The following is a 19,296-nucleotide window of genomic DNA, read 5'->3' as shown; positions in this document are numbered from 1 at the left end:
TATTACATATGAAAAATAATATTATAACTCCTCAATATAATAATAATGGTAAATTTTTGCGTCAAATTCGCAGTTTTGTATGCCGAAAAGGTCGCATAACCTCTTCTCAATTAAAATCTATAAAAAAATATTGGTCATTTTTTGGTATAGATTTTCAATCTGAACCATTAAATTTGAATTCTATATATAATAACTATCATCCAATTATATTAGAAATTGGATTTGGTACAGGTAAATCTTTAGTAGACACTGCCATAAATTATCCTAATATTAATTTTTTAGGTATTGAAGTTCATAAACCAGGTATAGGTTCGTGTTTAAATTATTCTTTTTCTGCTAATCTCACTAATTTAAAAATTATTTATTATGATGCTATTGAAGTTTTAAGTAGAATGATTTTTGATCATACATTACATACGATTCAAATTTTTTTTCCTGATCCTTGGCCAAAAATGCGTCATCGAAAAAGAAGAATGATACAAACAACATTTTTAATATTGATTTTAAAAAAAATTAAAAATGGTGGTTTTTTACATATTGCAACTGATTCAAAATCATATGCTGATGACATATTAAGGATGATGCAAAATTTTCCTGAATGTATTAATATATCAGATACTAATGATTTTATTCATCGTCCTGCTTATCGACCTGTGACTAAATTTGAGAAAAAAGGATTTCTTTTAGGTAATACAATTTTTGATTTAATGTTTAAAATTTTGACTGATTAAAATGAATCATTTAAGATAAAAAAATTTCTAGTAGTGAGTTAAGAAATTTTTTCCCCTTTTTTGTTGTATTCCAATACTTTAATGTATCAATTAAATACCCTTCTTGAATGGCTATATCAATATATTTTTTTATTTTTTTTTCGCATATTTTTGTTTGCTCTGTAAATTTTTTTTTTGAGATGGGATTATATAATCTAAAAGTATTCATAAAATATTCAAATATAATATCTTTACGAGAAACTGTATGTGCAGAGACCGTATAATTACCTTGCATAAAACCATAGGGGTTTTTATTTTTTACTGTTCTAATAATTGTACCATTTTTTGTTGTAATTTTGCCGTGAGCACCACACCCTATTCCTATATAATCTCCAAAACTCCAGTAATTTAGATTATGTTTACATATATAATTAGGTTTTGAATAAGATGATATTTCATATTTTTTATAACCTGATTTTTTAAGTAATTTATCTCCCTGATAACACGTTTTTAGTATCATATTTTCTTTAGGTACAGATATTTTTTTTGCGTAAAAAATTGTATTGGGTTCTATCATAAGTTGATACCAAGATATATGTGATGGATTATAATGAATAGCATGATGTACATCTAACAATGCATCATTAAAGGATTGTGATGGTAATCCATACATAATATCTATGTTGACATTATTGAACACTTTTTGCGCTATTTCTAGAGAGTCAATTGCTTCTTCTGTATTATATGCTCTTCCAAGTACTTTAAGATATTTTTCATTAAATGTTTGTATACCCAAAGATAATCGATTAATTCCCGATTCTCGATAATGAATAAAATTTTTTGTTTCAATTTTTTTTGGATTCGCTTCTATACTAATTTCAATGGAATTAGATAGTAATGCTCTTTTTTTAATGCCCTGAATTAATTTTTGTATAAATTTATTTTGAAACAAACTTGGTGTACCTCCACCTATGAAAATAGTTTGTATTTCTCTATTATCAATTAATTTTAAATCTATTTCTAAATCTTGTAACAAATGTTGTATATATTCATGCTCTGGAATATCATTTTTTTTCACATATACATTAAAATCACAGTATTCACATTTTTTTAAGCACCAAGGAATATGTATATAAAGACTCATAGGTATTAATTTAAACATATTTTTGTTTTACTGTCCTATCGAGAATATATCTTTTATTTTTTATGATTAAAAATAGCATGTCCAATTCTTATCATATTACTATTAGCTATTAATGATTCTTCTATATCAAAGCTAGTACCCAATGATAAAGTATCTATTGAACTATATTTTTTTTGTAATTTGTGAAAAATTATACTAATTTTTGTATAATCTATTTTTTTATCTATAATATTTTTTTTTTTTGAAGGAAGAGCCATAATGCCGCGTAATTTTAAATTCGGCATCAATGAAATCATTTGAGCAAGAGAATAGCAGTCCGCAGAATTAATACCATTTTTTGTGCATTCATTAGAAATATTGATTTGTATTAAAACATTAATAGGAGGCATATTGTGTGATCGATACTTATTTAATAAAACAGCTATTTTTTTTCGATCAATAGACTGGCACCAAGAAAAATTTTCAGCAACTATTTTTGTTTTATTAGATTGTAATTTTCCAATAAAATGCCAAACAATTTTTTTATTATCTTTTAATTGATGAATTTTTTCTACACTTTCTTGAATATAGTTTTCTCCAAATTGATACTGTCCCAATGCAATAGCTTTTTTTATTTGAATAATATCTTGTTTTTTACTTACTGCTACAATTGTAATTTTTTTAGGTGTGATATTGTTTTTAATAATAATATTCTTAATTTTTTTTTTAAAGTATTAAGATTATGTTGTATATTATTCATTTTATTTACATGTTGTTAAAAAGATAATGATATATTATTATTAAGAAAATTTTTCTAACCAACTTTCTAATATAATAACGGCTGCTGTAGAATCTATTCGTTTTTTTTTTAATGCTTTAAACCCTCCTTTTTTAAAAATAATAGATCTTGCTTCAACTGTTGTAAAGCGTTCATCATGCATTTCTACAGGTATATTGAATTTGTGTTGTATTTTACAGGCAAATATTTCTGATTGTTGTGTAATATTTTGTTTTGTACCATTAATATTTAACGGAAGACCAACAATAATTATTTTAGGATCCCAATATTTTAATAATTTTTTTATAATTATCCAATCGGGCTGTCCATTTTTCATAGATAATACACTTAATGCGCGAGCTTTTTTAATTATTTGCTCTCCTACAGCTACTCCCATTTTTTTTGTTCCAAAATCAAATGCTAATATTATCATAATTTTATCTTTTATGTATTTTTTTTTCTATATAATCAATTAGCATACCTGTAATAGAAATATTTTTTTTTGATTCAATTTCACAAATTCCTGTAGGACTAGTAATATTTATTTCTGTTAATTTATCCCCGATAACATCTAATCCGACAAAAATTAATCCTTTTTTTTTCAAAAAAGGGGAGACAAGATGAGAAATTTCCCAATCTTTTTCAGTTAATTTTTGTATTTGTGGCAATCCACCAGCTGCTAGATTAGCTCTTGTTTCACCCTTTTTTGGAATTCTATTGAGACACCAAGGTATAGGATTTCCATTAATGATTAAAATTCTTTTATCACCATATTTAATATCTGGCAGATAAGTTTGTGCCATACAGTATTTTTTTTCGTAATGAGTCATAGTTTCTGCGATAACAGAAAAATTTGGATCATTTTTCTGAATCCGAAAAATGCTATTGCCTCCCATGGCATCAAGTGGTTTTAAAATAATGTCTTTGTTTTTTTGCCAAAATGTTTGTATTCTGTTTATATTCCTTGTAACTAAAGTATTAGGAATCAGTTCGGGAAAGAATGATATAAATATTTTTTCATTATAGTTTCGTAAACTTTGAGGTTTATTAATAATCATAACACCATTTTTTTCAGCATTTTCAAGGATGTAAGTAGCATAAATAAACTCAGTATTAAATGGAGGATCTTTACGCATAAAAATAGCATGTAGATCATTTAGTTTAATATCTTTCTGTTTTGTAAATTCAAACCATTTATTTTTATTTTTTTTAATTTGTAATAAACGTACTTTAGAAAAAGCTTGTTCATTGAATAAATACAAATCATTTATCTCCATATAATAAATATCATGACCTCTATTTTGTGCTTCAAGTAAAATGGCAAAACTAGAGTCTTTTTCAATATTAATGGAAGAAATAGAATCCATCACTATACCAATTTTTAAGCGCATTTTTTTATTTTTTTGTATTATCATAATCATTAACAATAGATATTTAATATATGTTATTATTCAAAACTAATACTTTTTAGTCAACTAAAATTATATTTATTATCTTTTATAATATTCGAAAATATTTCTTATATGTGATATGATTTTAATCATATTTAGAACCTGAATAATTATCAAATCGAGACCAATGCCCATTAAATGTTAAGCATACTGTACCAATAGGTCCATTTCTTTGTTTTCCTATAATAATTTCAGCCACTCCTTTAAAATCGCTATTTTCATGATAAATCTCATCACGATATATAAACATAATTAAATCAGCATCTTGTTCTAGTGAACCTGACTCTCTTAAATCTGAATTAACTGGTCTTTTATCTGATCTTTGCTCTAAAGAACGATTCAATTGTGATAATGCGATGACAGGAACTTGCAATTCTTTAGCTAGTGATTTTAACATTCTTGAAATTTCCGCAATTTCTAACGTACGATTATCGGATAGAGATGGTACTCTCATTAATTGTAAATAATCAACCATAATTAAAGTCAATCCATTATGTTCGCGATAGATACGACGGGCTCGAGAACGCACTTCACTAGGAGTTAAAGCGGAAGAATCATCAATATAAATATTTTTCTTTTTTAATAATACATTAATTGTACCTGACATACGTGACCAATCTTCATCATTGAGTTTTCCTGTGCGAATGCGTGTTTGATTAACTCTTGATAAAGATGCAAGCATACGCATCATTATCTGTTCTCCAGGCATTTCTAAACTAAAAATTAAGACGGGTTTGTCATAAATCATCGCAGCATTTTCACATAAATTCATAGCAAATGTTGTTTTTCCCATAGAAGGTCTAGCAGCAATGATAATTAATTCAGATGGTTGTAAGCCTGATGTTTTTTTATTTAAATCATGGTAACCTGTATTAATTCCTGTAACCCCATCATGAGGTGATAAAAATAATTTTTCAATACTAGCCACTGTTTGATCAAGTATTTGTTCAACATTTTTTGGTCCAGAATCTTTTTTAAATCTTTTTTCTGCAATTTTAAAAACACTAGATTCAGCATAATCTAAAAGTTCCTCACTTTTTCGACCTTTTGTATCATATCCTGCATTTGCTATTTTATTAGCCACTGATATCATTTCTCTTACTATTGCACGTTCTCTTACTATATCCGCATATGCTGTAATATTTGCTGTGCTGGGAGTATTTTTTGATAATTCAGCCAAGTAAGAAAATCGACCTACACTTTCTAATTTGCCTTTTTGTTCTAAAGATTCAGAAAGTGTAATTAAATCAATAGGATGTCCAAGATCTAATAATTTTTGCATTTCTTGAAATATTAAACGATGGGGTTTGCTAAAAAAATCATCTGCAACCACATGCTCTGATACAATATCCCATTGTTCATTATCTAACATTAAACCACCTAAAACAGATTGTTCAGCTTCTAAAGAATGAGGCGGAATTTTTAATCTGTTAATTTGATTTATATATAATTTATTTTTAGCCATATTTATTGCATATACCAGTATTTATTAAATGATCTTGAAATTACATCGTAACATTACAACCGTTATATTTTGTAAACAGCATTTATATTGATTTCTATATCTTGTAATATTATTTTTAATAATACTAATTTAAATAGTGTAATTAATTGTATAAAATAGATATTAATGCTAGTGTTTTATTGATTTCTGATTTTATGTTATTTTCTTTTTGTAGTGCGTTTATTTTTTTTTTCCATATCTGTGAGCCTGGTGAGTTATAAAATGCGCCTGACATATGTTTAAAAATTTTTTTATTAAACTTTTTTATAAGTATATTTTTTTCAATATAAGGAAGCATATTTTTTATAGATTGAATAATATCGTAATTTTTATTTTTACAATAAAATATTTTTTGATCTACAGTTGTTAAAATGGAGGGATTTTTGTAAATTGCACGTCCAAGCATAACTCCGTCAACATGGGATAAATGCATTATTGCTTCTTTTAGAGAATTGATTCCTCCATTGATAACAATTTTTAAATGTGGAAAATCCTGTTTAATTTGATATACAAAATGATATTGCAATTTGGGTAAATTTCTATTTTGTCTTGTATTTATTCCTAATAACCATGCTGCACGAGCATGAATAATAAAAATTTTACAATTAGTATTTGTAGAAATTTTGTTAATAAAGTCTTTAAGAAAAAAATAACTGATTTTATCATCAACACCAGTTCGAATTTTAATGCTAATAGGAAGGTTAACAGTATTATCAATGGCATTGATACAGCTTATAACTACATGTGGTTCTTTCATTAAACATACACCATAGCCGGCTTTTTGCATATTTATAGAAGGACAACCAATATTTAAATTTATTTCATTATATCCCATCATGCTAGCAATTTGAGCGCATTTTGCAAAATCTATAGGATTTCTACCGGCCAACTGTATGGAAATTGGGTTTTCAACAGGACGATTATATATTAATTTTTCTATTTTTTTATTTAAAATAGAATTAGTAGTAATCATTTCAGTATATAGTAAAGATTTTTTTGTCATTTGACGATAAAAATACCGACAGTCTTTATCTGTATAATTCAACATAGGTGCAATAGAAAAACGGTGATAATTTGTATTTACTTTTTTTTTAGTGTATTCATGATTATAAAATTTATTTATAGAATTCATATAATAGAAATGTGAAATATTTTAAATAAAATATTCTCATAATGTAAAATTTAATGTTTTATTATAAAAACTATTTTAGTATATATTATATATTGATGTTTTTTGTATATTAATTAATTTTAAAATTTTATTGTCAATATATAAATATTAAAGTTTTAGAAATGGAGTTTGTATTATGGCGAGTCGAGGTGTAAATAAAGTTATTTTAATCGGTCACTTGGGACAAGATCCTGAAGTGCGTTATATGCCAAATGGAAATGCCGTTGTTAATATGACGCTAGCTACTTCCGAAAATTGGAAAGACAAAAATTCTGGGGAGAACAAAGAAAAAACTGAGTGGCATAGGATTGTTTTATTTGGAAAATTAGCCGAAATCGCTGGCGAATATCTTCGAAAAGGTTCTCAAGTTTATATTGAAGGATCTTTGCAAACAAGAAAGTGGCAAGATCAAAATGGCTTAGAACGATATACTACAGAAGTAATTGTTAATATTGGAGGTACAATGCAAATGCTTGGTAATCGAAATACCAGTTCAAATTCTTTTGCATCCAATGATAGTCAAACTAAAAGATTGAAATCTAAAAAATTAGAAAAAAATAATACGTTAAAACATGAAGAGCAATATAAAGATGATAAATCATTATTAAATACATCTTCGGAAATAGATTTTGATGACGACATTCCATTTTAAAATTATTTTTTTAATTTTATGATTTTACAAGCCCCAATATTGTTTGGGGCCATATTACGATGTTAGTCAGTAATTTTTTTTACAAATTTTAACAAATATAAACAAAAAATTTTTTTATGTGAAATAAAAGGTAAATGACTGGCATTATTTATGATAATAGAGCTGGAATATAAACATTGATTATTTAATATATATGCTATTTTTATAGGTACCAAAACATCAAGATTGCCATATATTCGTAAAAAAGGTTTTTTAATATATCTTATTTGTAAACACAAATCACTTGTACATAATGTGTTTAAACCATATTTTATTGTATTTAAAGAAGGTTTTGGTTGTGAAAGCAATATATTTTTTAATATATTTATTTCTTGCGTCGATTGCAATGTATGAATAGTATTATAAGATAAAAAATTGTTTATTGTTTTATAATAATTTGTTATCAGATTTTTACATAAAATATCTAAAAAATTTTTTTTTATCCCAGGCCAATTTTTCTTTGATAAAAAACAAGGTGAAGAAGATACAGTAATAATTCCTAAAATATTCATAGGGTATTTCAATGCGTATTGACTTGCAATGAGACCACCTATAGACCATCCTATCCAGATAGCATTTTTTGGCATATAAGTATGTAATAAATTGATAATATCGTCAATATGCAAGGGGTGTAAATTTTTGTTTTTTCCGAATCCAGGAAAATCAATTAAATGTATTTTAAAAAAAATTTTTAATTCTTGTACAATATAATACCATATTTTTGAGTTTATTCCCCAGCCATGTAATAGAATTAAATTAATTTTGCCAGTTCCTGTAATTTTCCAAGAAAAATTTTTCATATTTTTTATTTTTTAAAATGTAATCTTCTACTTGTATTTACTTTAATATATAAGTAAAATTATTAATTATTTTTTTATCCATATTATATAAATAAATTTATTATGATTACTGTTTCTTTGAATGCACAAAATCATTTTTTATCACTTTTATCAACAGAACCCATTGGAACTCATATACGTGCATTTATTACAAATCCTGGAACTTCTTATGCTGAATGTGGTGTTGCGTATTGTTTACAGCATGAAGTTGAGTTATCAGATATTAAATTAAAATATAAAAATTTTTATATTTATGTTGACAGATCTCTTTCACCATATTTCAAGAATGCCGAAATTGACCTTATTACCGATAAATTAGGGTCGCAATTAACTTTCAAAGCACCTTATGCAAAAACTAATAATTTAAAAAAATATTCTGTATTAGAGAAAAAAGTTGAAAATTTTTTACAGAAAGAAATTAATCCTTATTTATTATCTCATCGTGGTCGTGTTGAATTATTAAAAATTGATCAAGATAATATTGTGTTTATACGGTTTTATGGTGGTTGTAATGGTTGTTCGATGAGTAAAATTACCTTAAAAGAAATGATTGAAAAAAAATTAATGTTAAATTTTCCTGAATTAAAAAAAATTGTGGATAGTACAGAACATTTTCATGGAAATCATTCTTTCTATTAATATTTATCATTGATTTAAAATTATATTTGTTATTATGTATAATAAATTATTCGGTTAGTTTTTTTCAATCTTTAATATGATATTTTTTAATTATTTTATCTTGTATTTATTATCTTTAATACAATATATTAATTATAACATTTTTGTAAATATTATTCTTATATGACATATATTTTATTATAAAATATAATACGATATTTATATTTTAATATAATTATTTAAAACAAATAATAAAAAATTTTATGTGTAATTATATCATATAATTTTTTAATCCGTATATTAATCAAAATATTTATACATACTATATATAAATAAACGTCATATTAAAATATTTTTAATGAGTATATATGTTTAATATAAATGATGAAATAGAATTAAATAGAAGACGTACGTTTGCGATTATTTCTCATCCTGATGCTGGAAAAACCACTATTACTGAAAAAATGCTTTTTTTAGGTAAAATGATTCGGACTTCCGGGACTATTAAAGGGCGAGGTAATAAAAAATTTGCAAAATCGGATTGGATGAGCATTGAAAAAGCGCGAGGTATCTCTGTTACTACTTCTATTATGCAATTTACTTATAAAAATATTTTAATAAACTTATTAGATACTCCTGGACATGAAGATTTTTCAGAGGATACATATCGTATTCTTACAGCTGTAGATTGTTGTTTAGTTGTCATTGATGCTGCAAAAGGAATAGAAGAAAGAACGCGTAAGTTAATTAGTATTACTCAGTTAAATAAGACTCCTATTATTACTTTTATTAATAAATTAGATCGTGATAGTCTTAATGCTATAGATCTTTTAGATCAAATCGAAAAAGAATTAAAATTAACTTGTTTACCTATTACATGGCCTATTAGTTGTGGTAAAAATTTTCAAGGTGTATATCATATTTATGATAAAGCGATGCATTTATATGTCAAAATGATTAATAAAAAAAATAATATTCTTCCTGTAGAACATTTTTCAAAATTATCTGATATTTTTTTAAATAAAAAAATGGATCTAAATATATCATTACAAATATGTGAAGAATTACAATTAATTCATCAAATATATCCTGCATTTGATAAAAATTGCTTTTTACAAGGCAGTCTGACACCTGTTTTTTTTGGTAGTGCATTAAAAAATTTTGGTATTAATCATGTTTTAACAAGTTTAATTAAATGGGCCCCTCCTCCCTTGTATCGCCAAAGTAATATGCGTAAAGTTGATCCTAAAGAAAAAAATTTTACTGGTTTTATATTTAAAATTCAAGCAAATATGGATTTGAAACACCGCGATCGTATAGCATTTATGAGAATAGTATCAGGACAGTATAAAAAAGGCATTAAATTAAGACATGTTAGAAGAAAAAAAAATATTATTATTTCTGATGCCTTTTCTTTTTTAGCAGGTGATAGATTTTTAATAGAAAAAGCTTATCCTGGTGATGTTATTGGCTTACATAATCATGGAACCATTAAAATTGGAGATACTTTTACACAAGGTGAAGAAATTAAGTTTCTTGGTATTCCTAGTTTTGCTCCAGAAATGTTTCGTTCCATTATTTTATATAATCCACTTCAAAAAAAACAATTAAAAAAAGGATTGATTCAATTATCAGAAGAAGGAGCAGTTCAAGTTTTTTATCCTTTAAATAATAATGATATAATTTTAGGAGCTATTGGTGTATTGCAATTTGATGTAGTAATCGAACGATTACGAATAGAATACAAAATAGATGCTATGTATAAAAAAGTGAATATTATTCTTGCGCGTTGGATTTCTTCTAAAAATACTGATAATATTGATTTATTTATTAAACAACATAGTTTTTATGTAGCTTTAGATAGCTCCAATAATTTTATATATCTTGCACCTAGTATAATTAATTTAAATATAATGATTGAAAAATATCCAGAGATTCTTTTTAATCGCACAATAGAAAATTTATAATTTTAATAAATATATTAATAAAATTGATTTTATATCATGTTATGAGATAAAAAATGAAACGAGTTTTTTTAATGATTTTAGATTCTTTTGGTATAGGTTCGAGTAGTGATGCTGAAAAATTTAACGATGTTGGATCTAATACTTTAGGGCATATAGCGGAAGCATGTTTTTTTGGAAAAGCTAATAATCAACGTCAAGGCAATTTATATCTTCCTAATTTATCAAAATTAGGTTTAATAGAATCTTTTAAGCAATCAACCGGTCAATTGCCATTAGGTATAAATCATCCCCAGAATATTATAGCCAGTTATGGATATGCTAGTGAAATTTCTTCTGGTAAAGATACCACTTCAGGACATTGGGAAATTGCAGGAGTTCCGGTTTTAAGTGAGTGGCTATATTTTCAAAAAAAAAATAATAGTTTTCCTTCAAAATTTTTAAAAGAAATTCAAATTAAATTACAGTTGCCAGGTTTTCTTGGAAATTGTCATGCATCCGGTACAGATATTTTGATTGATTATGGTGAAAAACATATTCAAACAAGAAAACCGATTATATATACTTCATCAGATTCTGTTTTTCAAGTAGCTTGTCATGAAGATATATTTGGTTTATCTAATCTTTATCATTTATGTGATGTGATTCGTGCACGTTTAAATGAGTATAATTATAACATTGCAAGAGTGATCGCCAGACCTTTTATTGGTGATACTAAATTAAGTTTTCAACGCACCGGCAATAGACGTGATTTATCTATTAAGCCTTTTCAAAAAACGGTTATGGAAAAATTGATTCAAGAAAAAAAAGGACAAGTTATAGGAATTGGAAAAATATCTGATATTTATGCGAATGTAGGAATTAGTAAATCAGTAAAAGCGAATGGATTAGCAGAATTGTGTAATACAACTATAAATGAAATGAAATTGGCACAAAATAATACCATCGTTTGCACTAATTTTGTAGATTTTGATTCTTTATGGGGGCATCGTCGAGACGTTTCTGGTTATGCTAAAGGTTTAGAATTTTTTGATTCTAGATTGCCTGATATAATTAAAAATGTTAAAAAAGACGATTTACTTATTATTACTGCAGATCATGGTTGTGATCCAACTTGGAAAGGCACAGATCATACTCGAGAATATGTTCCCATATTATTATACTCTCCAAACATAAAAATTAGTTCATTAGGTCATCGAAAAACTTTTTGTGATATAGCGCAAACTATTGCAAAATATTTTAGATTATCTGATATGGAATATGGAACAAATATGCTTGAAGAAGTTGAAAATGAATAGTTTTTTATAAAAGGAAATCAATTAGTGTCTACTCCTCATATTGATAGTAAAAAAAATGCTTTTTCAGAAACGGTATTGATGTGCGGTGATCCAATCAGAGCTAGATATATCGCTGAAAATTATTTGTATGATGCTAAAAAAATAAACAATATTCGCTTAATGTTGGCTTACACTGGATATTTTAAAAATAAAAAAGTTTCTATTATGAGTCACGGCATAGGAATGCCCTCTGCAGTCTTATATGTGAGAGAATTAATTTTAGAATATAATGTAAAAAATATTATTAGAGTAGGTACTTGTGGGGCTGTAAGTAATAATATTAAATTACGTGATATTTTAATTAGCATGGGTGCTTGTACTGATTCAAATATAAATAGAATAAGTTTTAATAACTATGATTTTGCAGCTATTGCAAATTTTGAAATATTAAATAATGCGGTATCTATTGCTAAAAAAATGAACATACAATGTTCTGTTGGTAATTTTTTTACAACAGACTTATTTTATAATGATGATAGAGAAGTATTAAATATTTTAAAAAAGTATAATATATTAGGTATTGATATGGAAACTGCAGGAATTTATGCAGTAGCTTTGGAGTTAAATGCAAAAGCTTTATCTATTTGTACTGTTTCAGATCATATAATAAAAAAAGAGGCAGTTGAAGTAAAAGACCGAGAATCAGGTTTTGATAATATGATTAAAATTGCTTTAGAATCTACTTTATTAGAATATTAAAAATTTAATATGTTTTATGAAGTTTCGGTGAGAAAGGGATTCGAACCCTTGATACGTTTCCATATACACGCTTTCCAGGCGTGCTCCTTAAGCCTCTCGGACACCTCACCATGAATATATATATTTAAAATAAATAATATAATAATATAAAAAAATAAAATACGTCAAGTAGTTATTCAATAATAACTTCTTTAGTAGTAAAAATATAGAAATCATGAGAATAACTCTTATAGAGTTTTTTCATATAAAATTTTTTATTTTATAAAATATCGATGTATACTTTTTTTATTTTTTTATTTATGATAATTCTGTATAAGAAAAGCGAATAAAAATTTATATTTATCAGAAATTAATAAAATAGGTTTTTTTGTTTTCTTACGTCCTGCCAGCATATATTGCTGAGCATTGGTGTTATTAACATATTATCTTGGCAATTAGTAATAAAAAAAATGGCAGAAAAACGAAATATTTTTCTAATTGGACCAATGGGTGCTGGAAAAAGTACTATTGGTCGTCAGTTATCTCAGCAACTTCATATGGAATTTTATGATTCCGATCAAGAAATTGAAAAACGCACTGGCGCAGATATAAATTGGGTTTTTGATCTAGAAGGCGAAAGTGGTTTTCGTGAAAGAGAACGAAAAGTTATACATGAATTAACTCAAAAAAATGGTATCGTTTTAGCCACAGGCGGGGGGTCAGTCAAATTTAAAGATAATCGTAATGTTTTATCATCTCGTGGTATTGTTATATATTTAGAAACCACAATTGAAAAACAATTATTACGGACTAAACGAGATAAAACCAGGCCTTTACTAAAATTTAATACTTCCAATCGTTTAATATTAGAAAATTTAGCGTCTGAACGTAATGTATTATATGAAGAAATAGCTGATATTAAAGTGACAACGGATAATAAAAGTGCTAAATCCGTTTCTTATCATATTATTCAGTTACTAGAAAAAATTTGAAAATACAGTTTAGAATAAATAATTAATGAGGTATAAAATTTTGGAAAAAATTCAAGTTGCTCTAGGAGACCGGAGCTATCCTATTAGTATAGGATCTGGAATTCTTCAAGAAGATAATATTTTTTGGCCTTTAAAACCAGGTGATCAAGCAATGCTAGTTACCAACAAAACATTAGCTAATCTTTTAAAGGATAAAATTTTTTATCATTTAAGAAAATCTGGTATAAGAGTTGATCAAGTGATTTTATCTGATGGTGAACAATATAAAACACTCAATGAAATGGAATTAATTATTTCCTCTTTATTAGAAAAGAAGCATGCTCGTGATACTACTTTAATTGCATTAGGAGGGGGGGTAATAGGCGATTTAACTGGATTTTCAGCTGCTGTATATCAACGTGGAGTTCGTTTTATTCAAATTCCAACAACTCTATTGTCGCAAGTAGATGCTTCAGTTGGTGGTAAAACTGCTGTAAATCATTTACTTGGTAAGAATATGATAGGATCTTTTTGGCAACCGTCTTCTGTGATTATTGACATTGATTGTCTGAATACACTGCCGCTTAATGAATTAACTTCTGGTATCGCTGAAGTTATTAAATATGCAATTATTTTAGACGCAGATTTTTTTAGTTGGTTAGAAGGAAATATTACAAAATTATTAACATTAAATCATGAACATTTGTCTTATTGTATAAAAAGATGTTGTGAATTGAAAGCTAAATTAATTACTTCTGATGAAAGAGAAAATAATTTGAGAGCATTATTAAATCTTGGGCATACATATGGTCATGCTATTGAAGTTCATACCGGTTATGGTAGTTGGTTACATGGAGAAGCAATATCAGCAGGTATTATTATGGCTGCGCGCACTTCTGAACTATTAGGTTATTTAAGTAAAAATGATTTTACAAGAATTTTTTCTTTATTAAAAAAAGCTGGATTGCCTGTAAAAGGTCCAAAAAATATGTCTGCTGCGTCTTATTTACCTCATATGATAAGAGATAAAAAAGTTATTTCAGGTGATATTCGATTAGTATTACCATTATCTATTGGTAAAGCCGATATTTTTTCTGGTATAGATAAAAATATTATATTAACTGCCATTAAAGATGTGCAATAAAAATTTTAAGATCTGCTTTATAAAAGTTAAAAAATTTATATATAAAAATATTATATATATTTTTAATTCATAAGTAATCGTATTATATATGACTTATTTTATTTGATGATAAAATAATAACTATTTTATATATTAGATATAAAATTTTTTAACACAATATCATGATATAATATTTGTTTCAAATGCCTAATATATACTTTTTATAAGTAATATATATTTTATTAAAATAATATAATCTCAAAATATATATTATTTACTAAAAAATTATGTAAAAAGTATATAAATTATTATATTTAATAATATTAATGTTTTTATTATAATAAAATAATCATTTTATTTTTTTAGATGAAACACAATAGGAAAATATAATGAAAAAATTTTTTTTAGCTCCATCTATTTTATCAGCTGATTTTGCGCGCTTAGGAGAAGATACACAGAATGCAATAGATGCTGGTAGTGATTTAATACATTTTGATGTTATGGATAATCATTACGTGCCTAATTTAACAATGGGCCCCATGATTTTGCAAGCACTGCGTAATTATAATATTACTATTCCTATCGATGTGCATTTAATGGTGCAGCCTGTAGATAATTTAATTCTGCCGTTTGCTAAGGCCGGAGCCACATTTATTACTTTTCATCCTGAATCTACTAAAGATATTAATCGCACAATTAATTTGATTAAAGATCATGGATGTAAAGTAGGAATGGCTTTTAATCCTTCCACTCCTTTGTGTTTTCTGGATTATACAATAGAAAATTTAGATTTAATTTTATTAATGTCTGTTAGTCCGGGATTCGGTGATCAAATTTTTTTATCATCCACTATAAATAAATTACATGAAGTTCGAAAGCGTATTGATGCAAGTGCATTTGATATTTTGTTAGAAGTAGATGGAGGAATAAAGATAGATAATATTTCTTCGATAGCTCATGCCGGTGCAAATGTTTTTGTAATTGGATCAGGTTTTTTTAAATATCCTAATTATAAAATAATTGTTAATAAAATTCGTCAAGAATTACAGTGTTCTTGTTATAGAGATGTTCATTAATTTTTAATATTTATTAAGGTAAATAATAAAATTGAAACCTATATTATTTAGTGCAGTGCAACCTTCTGGGCAATTAACTATTGGCAATTACATTGGAACTATGCGTCATTGGTCGAATCTTCAGAATCATTATCAATGTTTATATTGTATTGCTGATTTGCATGCATTAACTACATTTAATAAAGAAATTTTTTTTAAAGAATCAGTGCTAGATACTTTAGCTTTATATTTAGCATGTGGAATAGATCCTGAAAAAAGTATTATATTTATTCAGTCTCATGTTCATCAACATTGTCAACTTAATTGGATTCTTAATTGTTTCAGTCATTTTGGTGAATTATCTAGAATGACGCAATTTAAGACAAAAATTGATAAAAATTATATAAAAAAAATAAATGTAGGTTTATTTACTTATCCAATATTAATGGCATCAGATATTTTATTATATCAAACAACTTTTGTTCCTATTGGGCAAGATCAAAAGCAACATTTAGAGTTAGTGCGTGATATAGCTAAACGTTGTAATTTTTTATATGGAAATGTTTTTACTATCCCAAAACCGTGTATTCATCAGTCTGGTTCTAAAATCATGTCTTTATTGGAACCAACAAAAAAAATGTCTAAATCAGATTTAAATAAAAATAATGTTATTTTTTTATTAGAGCAAAAGAAATCAATTTTTTTAAAAATTAAAAATGCGGTAACCGATTCAGAAAAACCTTCTAAAATATACTATAATTTGCAGAAAAAAGCCGGTATTTCTAATTTATTAGAAATTTTATCTGCTATTACCAATAAAGAAATCACTTTTTTAGAAAAAGAATTAGACGGAATTATGTATTCGGAATTCAAAAATATTATTGCAGAAGAATTATATAATTTTTTATCTCCTATAAAAGAGTCGTTTTTGTATTATCGTAACAATACTTCTTATTTGGAAAAAGTAGCATATGAAGGAGCTTTAAAAGCAAGATTACAAGCTGATTTAACATTACATAAAATATATTCAAAATTAAATTTTTTTTCTTCTTTTAAATAAACTAAAATTTTTTATTTTTTCTAGTTTATTTAAAAGAAAATTATTATTGTATAGGTTTTATTGTATTACTTATATAAAATATATTTTACATTTTTCTTAATAGTAAATTGTTTAAATAAATTAATATAGATAGAAAAAATACTATGGCATAAAATACGTTTGTACTCATTAAAGTTATGTATAAACCATATTTTTGTACAATAGGACTAGTGATAACAAATGTAAGTAATGTACCAACGGTTCCACATACTAAAATAGTGTTTATTATTGGAGGAGAAGGCTTTTCTGTTTGTAAAGAAGCTAAAGTGATAATAATTGTATAAATAGCACTAGAAAAAAATCCCAAACCAATAATCATATATTCTAATATTAAATAACTAGTGCTTTGAATAAAGTAGTACATTAATATTGTTGACATTCCAGTGAGAAATATAAAAATATGGTTTAAATGAAAAAACATAATTATAAAACTAAAAAACCACATACCAATCATATATGACATCCAGAAATTACTCACTAAATGAGCGGCATGTTGCATATTAATATTCATAATTTCAGTTGTATATTGAGGAATCCAGGAAATAAATCCTAATTGACCTAGGATATAAAATAATGCTGCCATTGATAATAAAAATATATTGAGTCCCCATTTTTCTGTATTTTTAGATTCATGGTGATTTTCTTTTTTTAATATTGGAAATTTTAAATTCAGAGCCAGAATAGTAATAAATGCATAAATACTACCTATCAAAACGTAAATCCAATACCATAATATATTTTTTTCTAATAAATAAGCCGTAATAATTGGAAATATCATACCAGACATACTGAAAAAGGAATCAGTAATCAGTAATTTTGAACCTCTTTTTGAACCCGAATACAAATTCGTTATAATAAATGTTCCAATAGACATAGTCATTCCACTGACCATGCCAAGTATAAACAAATTTATAGAAAATAGTAGTATACTATGGGAATATAATATGCCTAATATTGCTATGATAGTAAGTATGAATCCAAATATAATTTGTATTTTTAATGATACAATTTTCATTAACCATGAATTAAAGACAATAGAAATCAATATACCTGCATTTAAAAATGTAAATATATTGCTCATTTCTGATATAGAAATATGAAAATAATTTGCAATATTACCCATAATCATACCAGTCACAACGATTAATGCTCCAGTAAAAGCATATGAAAAAAAACTAATCCATGTAAGTCCCGTTTGATTAATATTTTTCATTATTTTATAACCTGATTTTTAAATATATTTTATATGTTAAAATGATTAAAATATGCAAAATTTTATTTTTAACATGTTGTTTTATATAATTTTTTAAAATAATTATTATTTTACATTTTATATAAAAATTATATTAAATTTATTAATATATCATTGTATTTTTTATTATTATATATCAATACAAAATAATTAAAAAAATTTTATATATTAGTATAAATAAAATGTTTTAATATCATGATAATGATAAATATATTATTTTATTTTTAATTTATTTTTTAAATTTGTTGAATGGAAAATATTTTTTTAAATTATAAATTTATTTTTTGTCATTCATTTATTTAATTAAAAAAAATATTTATTTTTTAAAAAATTTAAGTATAAAATTAATAATTAAATATGTTTATGAAAACATTATTTTTTTATTTAAGATCAATGGAGTATTTTATATCATTTTGATATACTTAATTATCTTCATATTTGAAATATATCTTGTAAATGAAAATAAAAATTCTGTATTTAATAATCAACTATTTTAAAATGAATTGAATTTTTTAGTTTTTTATATGTATAAAAAAATGATTTTTCGATATAGTATATAAAATATTATTACGAATTTTTTATATTATTATAACAATAAACATTATTATATTTTATATATGAGAAGTAGTATTTTTTTTATTTTAATTTTTATAAAATAATATAAAATATAATTTAAAAAATTTAAAATATTTTTAAAATTTTTATTTTTTAAGATCATTTAATTTATAAAATTTTTTATAAAATGTTATAGATAAATAGAATCAATTAAAAAATTTTTTGTTATCTGATACATATCATATTATTATAAAAATGATTATTTTTTTTAGTTTAATACACATATTCAATTATTGTCCGTATTTTTTATTTTTACAAAAATTTATTTATTTTATTAAAAATGCTTAGAATGATATAGTAACGCATTAAAAAATAAA

General features: G+C 25.1%; 18 protein-coding genes and 1 tRNA gene. 10 read left to right on the top strand and 9 right to left on the bottom strand.

Annotated features, from left to right (window positions below; all coding sequences use genetic code 11):
* Nucleotides 1-8 precede the first annotated feature (8 nt).
* Entirely contained in the window at nt 9-731 is a 723-nt protein-coding gene (gene trmB, locus AB4W59_RS02485) for a tRNA (guanosine(46)-N7)-methyltransferase TrmB (RefSeq protein WP_367673068.1), read from the top strand.
* A gap of 10 nt (nt 732-741) precedes the next feature.
* Here the strand turns inward: trmB and hemW are convergent, their stop codons facing one another.
* The 6 genes from hemW to dusA form a co-directional block, all read right to left on the bottom strand.
* Nucleotides 742-1,872 (bottom strand): radical SAM family heme chaperone HemW, encoded by a 1,131-nt coding sequence (hemW, locus tag AB4W59_RS02480; protein WP_367673067.1) that lies wholly within the window; start codon nt 1,870-1,872, stop codon nt 742-744.
* A gap of 35 nt (nt 1,873-1,907) precedes the next feature.
* Nucleotides 1,908-2,504 carry a YggS family pyridoxal phosphate-dependent enzyme gene (locus AB4W59_RS02475; protein WP_367673352.1) on the bottom strand — a complete coding sequence of 199 codons (597 nt, stop codon included), beginning with the start codon at nt 2,502-2,504 and terminating at the stop codon, nt 1,908-1,910.
* A gap of 129 nt (nt 2,505-2,633) precedes the next feature.
* Entirely contained in the window at nt 2,634-3,044 is a 411-nt protein-coding gene (gene ruvX / locus AB4W59_RS02470) for a Holliday junction resolvase RuvX (protein ID WP_367673066.1), read from the bottom strand.
* A gap of 4 nt (nt 3,045-3,048) precedes the next feature.
* Nucleotides 3,049-4,026, bottom strand: coding sequence for a glutathione synthase (gene gshB, locus AB4W59_RS02465; protein WP_367673065.1), 978 nt, complete (start codon nt 4,024-4,026; stop codon nt 3,049-3,051).
* A 121-nt stretch (nt 4,027-4,147) separates the two neighbouring features.
* Nucleotides 4,148-5,527 carry a replicative DNA helicase gene (dnaB, locus tag AB4W59_RS02460; RefSeq protein WP_367673064.1) on the bottom strand — a complete coding sequence of 460 codons (1,380 nt, stop codon included), beginning with the start codon at nt 5,525-5,527 and terminating at the stop codon, nt 4,148-4,150.
* Between the two features lie 142 nt (nt 5,528-5,669).
* Entirely contained in the window at nt 5,670-6,698 is a 1,029-nt protein-coding gene (gene dusA / locus AB4W59_RS02455) for a tRNA dihydrouridine(20/20a) synthase DusA (RefSeq protein WP_367673063.1), read from the bottom strand.
* Nucleotides 6,699-6,873: 175 nt separating this feature from the next.
* Between dusA and AB4W59_RS02450 the strand changes: the two genes are divergently transcribed.
* The gene (locus AB4W59_RS02450; protein ID WP_367673062.1) at nt 6,874-7,389 is read left to right on the top strand and encodes a single-stranded DNA-binding protein; all 516 of its coding nucleotides are present in this window, start codon (nt 6,874-6,876) and stop codon (nt 7,387-7,389) included.
* 62 nt (nt 7,390-7,451) lie between these two features.
* On the opposite strand, the gene bioH is transcribed toward AB4W59_RS02450, so the two are convergent.
* Nucleotides 7,452-8,228, bottom strand: coding sequence for a pimeloyl-ACP methyl ester esterase BioH (bioH, locus tag AB4W59_RS02445; RefSeq protein WP_367673061.1), 777 nt, complete (start codon nt 8,226-8,228; stop codon nt 7,452-7,454).
* Nucleotides 8,229-8,330: 102 nt separating this feature from the next.
* Here bioH and AB4W59_RS02440 point away from each other — a divergent pair, with 102 nt between their 5' ends.
* From AB4W59_RS02440 to deoD, 4 genes are all read left to right on the top strand, one after another.
* On the top strand, nt 8,331-8,906 hold the full coding sequence (locus AB4W59_RS02440; protein ID WP_367673060.1) for an NfuA family Fe-S biogenesis protein: 576 nt from the start codon (nt 8,331-8,333) through the stop codon (nt 8,904-8,906).
* Nucleotides 8,907-9,253: 347 nt separating this feature from the next.
* Nucleotides 9,254-10,852 carry a peptide chain release factor 3 gene (locus AB4W59_RS02435; protein ID WP_367673059.1) on the top strand — a complete coding sequence of 533 codons (1,599 nt, stop codon included), beginning with the start codon at nt 9,254-9,256 and terminating at the stop codon, nt 10,850-10,852.
* 53 nt (nt 10,853-10,905) lie between these two features.
* Nucleotides 10,906-12,147 (top strand): phosphopentomutase, encoded by a 1,242-nt coding sequence (locus AB4W59_RS02430; protein WP_367673058.1) that lies wholly within the window; start codon nt 10,906-10,908, stop codon nt 12,145-12,147.
* 24 nt (nt 12,148-12,171) lie between these two features.
* Nucleotides 12,172-12,885 carry a purine-nucleoside phosphorylase gene (gene deoD / locus AB4W59_RS02425; protein ID WP_367673057.1) on the top strand — a complete coding sequence of 238 codons (714 nt, stop codon included), beginning with the start codon at nt 12,172-12,174 and terminating at the stop codon, nt 12,883-12,885.
* A gap of 25 nt (nt 12,886-12,910) precedes the next feature.
* Here the strand turns inward: deoD and AB4W59_RS02420 are convergent.
* Nucleotides 12,911-12,995, bottom strand: a tRNA-Ser gene (locus AB4W59_RS02420).
* Between the two features lie 339 nt (nt 12,996-13,334).
* On the opposite strand from AB4W59_RS02420, the gene aroK reads away from it, so the two are divergent.
* The 4 genes from aroK (at nt 13,335) to trpS (ending at nt 17,073) form a co-directional block, all read left to right on the top strand.
* Entirely contained in the window at nt 13,335-13,856 is a 522-nt protein-coding gene (aroK, locus tag AB4W59_RS02415; protein ID WP_367673351.1) for a shikimate kinase AroK, read from the top strand.
* A gap of 40 nt (nt 13,857-13,896) precedes the next feature.
* On the top strand, nt 13,897-14,979 hold the full coding sequence (gene aroB / locus AB4W59_RS02410) for a 3-dehydroquinate synthase (RefSeq protein WP_367673056.1): 1,083 nt from the start codon (nt 13,897-13,899) through the stop codon (nt 14,977-14,979).
* A 368-nt stretch (nt 14,980-15,347) separates the two neighbouring features.
* Entirely contained in the window at nt 15,348-16,034 is a 687-nt protein-coding gene (rpe, locus tag AB4W59_RS02405; protein WP_367673055.1) for a ribulose-phosphate 3-epimerase, read from the top strand.
* Nucleotides 16,035-16,056: 22 nt separating this feature from the next.
* Nucleotides 16,057-17,073: a tryptophan--tRNA ligase gene (gene trpS / locus AB4W59_RS02400; protein WP_367673350.1), complete on the top strand. Its 1,017-nt coding sequence runs from the start codon at nt 16,057-16,059 to the stop codon at nt 17,071-17,073.
* Nucleotides 17,074-17,158: 85 nt separating this feature from the next.
* On the opposite strand, the gene tsgA is transcribed toward trpS, so the two are convergent.
* Nucleotides 17,159-18,325 carry an MFS transporter TsgA gene (gene tsgA / locus AB4W59_RS02395; RefSeq protein ID WP_367673054.1) on the bottom strand — a complete coding sequence of 389 codons (1,167 nt, stop codon included), beginning with the start codon at nt 18,323-18,325 and terminating at the stop codon, nt 17,159-17,161.
* Between the last annotated feature and the right edge of the window lie 971 nt (nt 18,326-19,296).

It is taken from the genome of Buchnera aphidicola (Cavariella theobaldi), from assembly GCF_964059165.1.
GTDB classification, from domain to species: Bacteria; Pseudomonadota; Gammaproteobacteria; order Enterobacterales; family Enterobacteriaceae; genus Buchnera; species Buchnera aphidicola_BO.
This window is presented reverse-complemented; position numbering and strand designations above follow the sequence as displayed.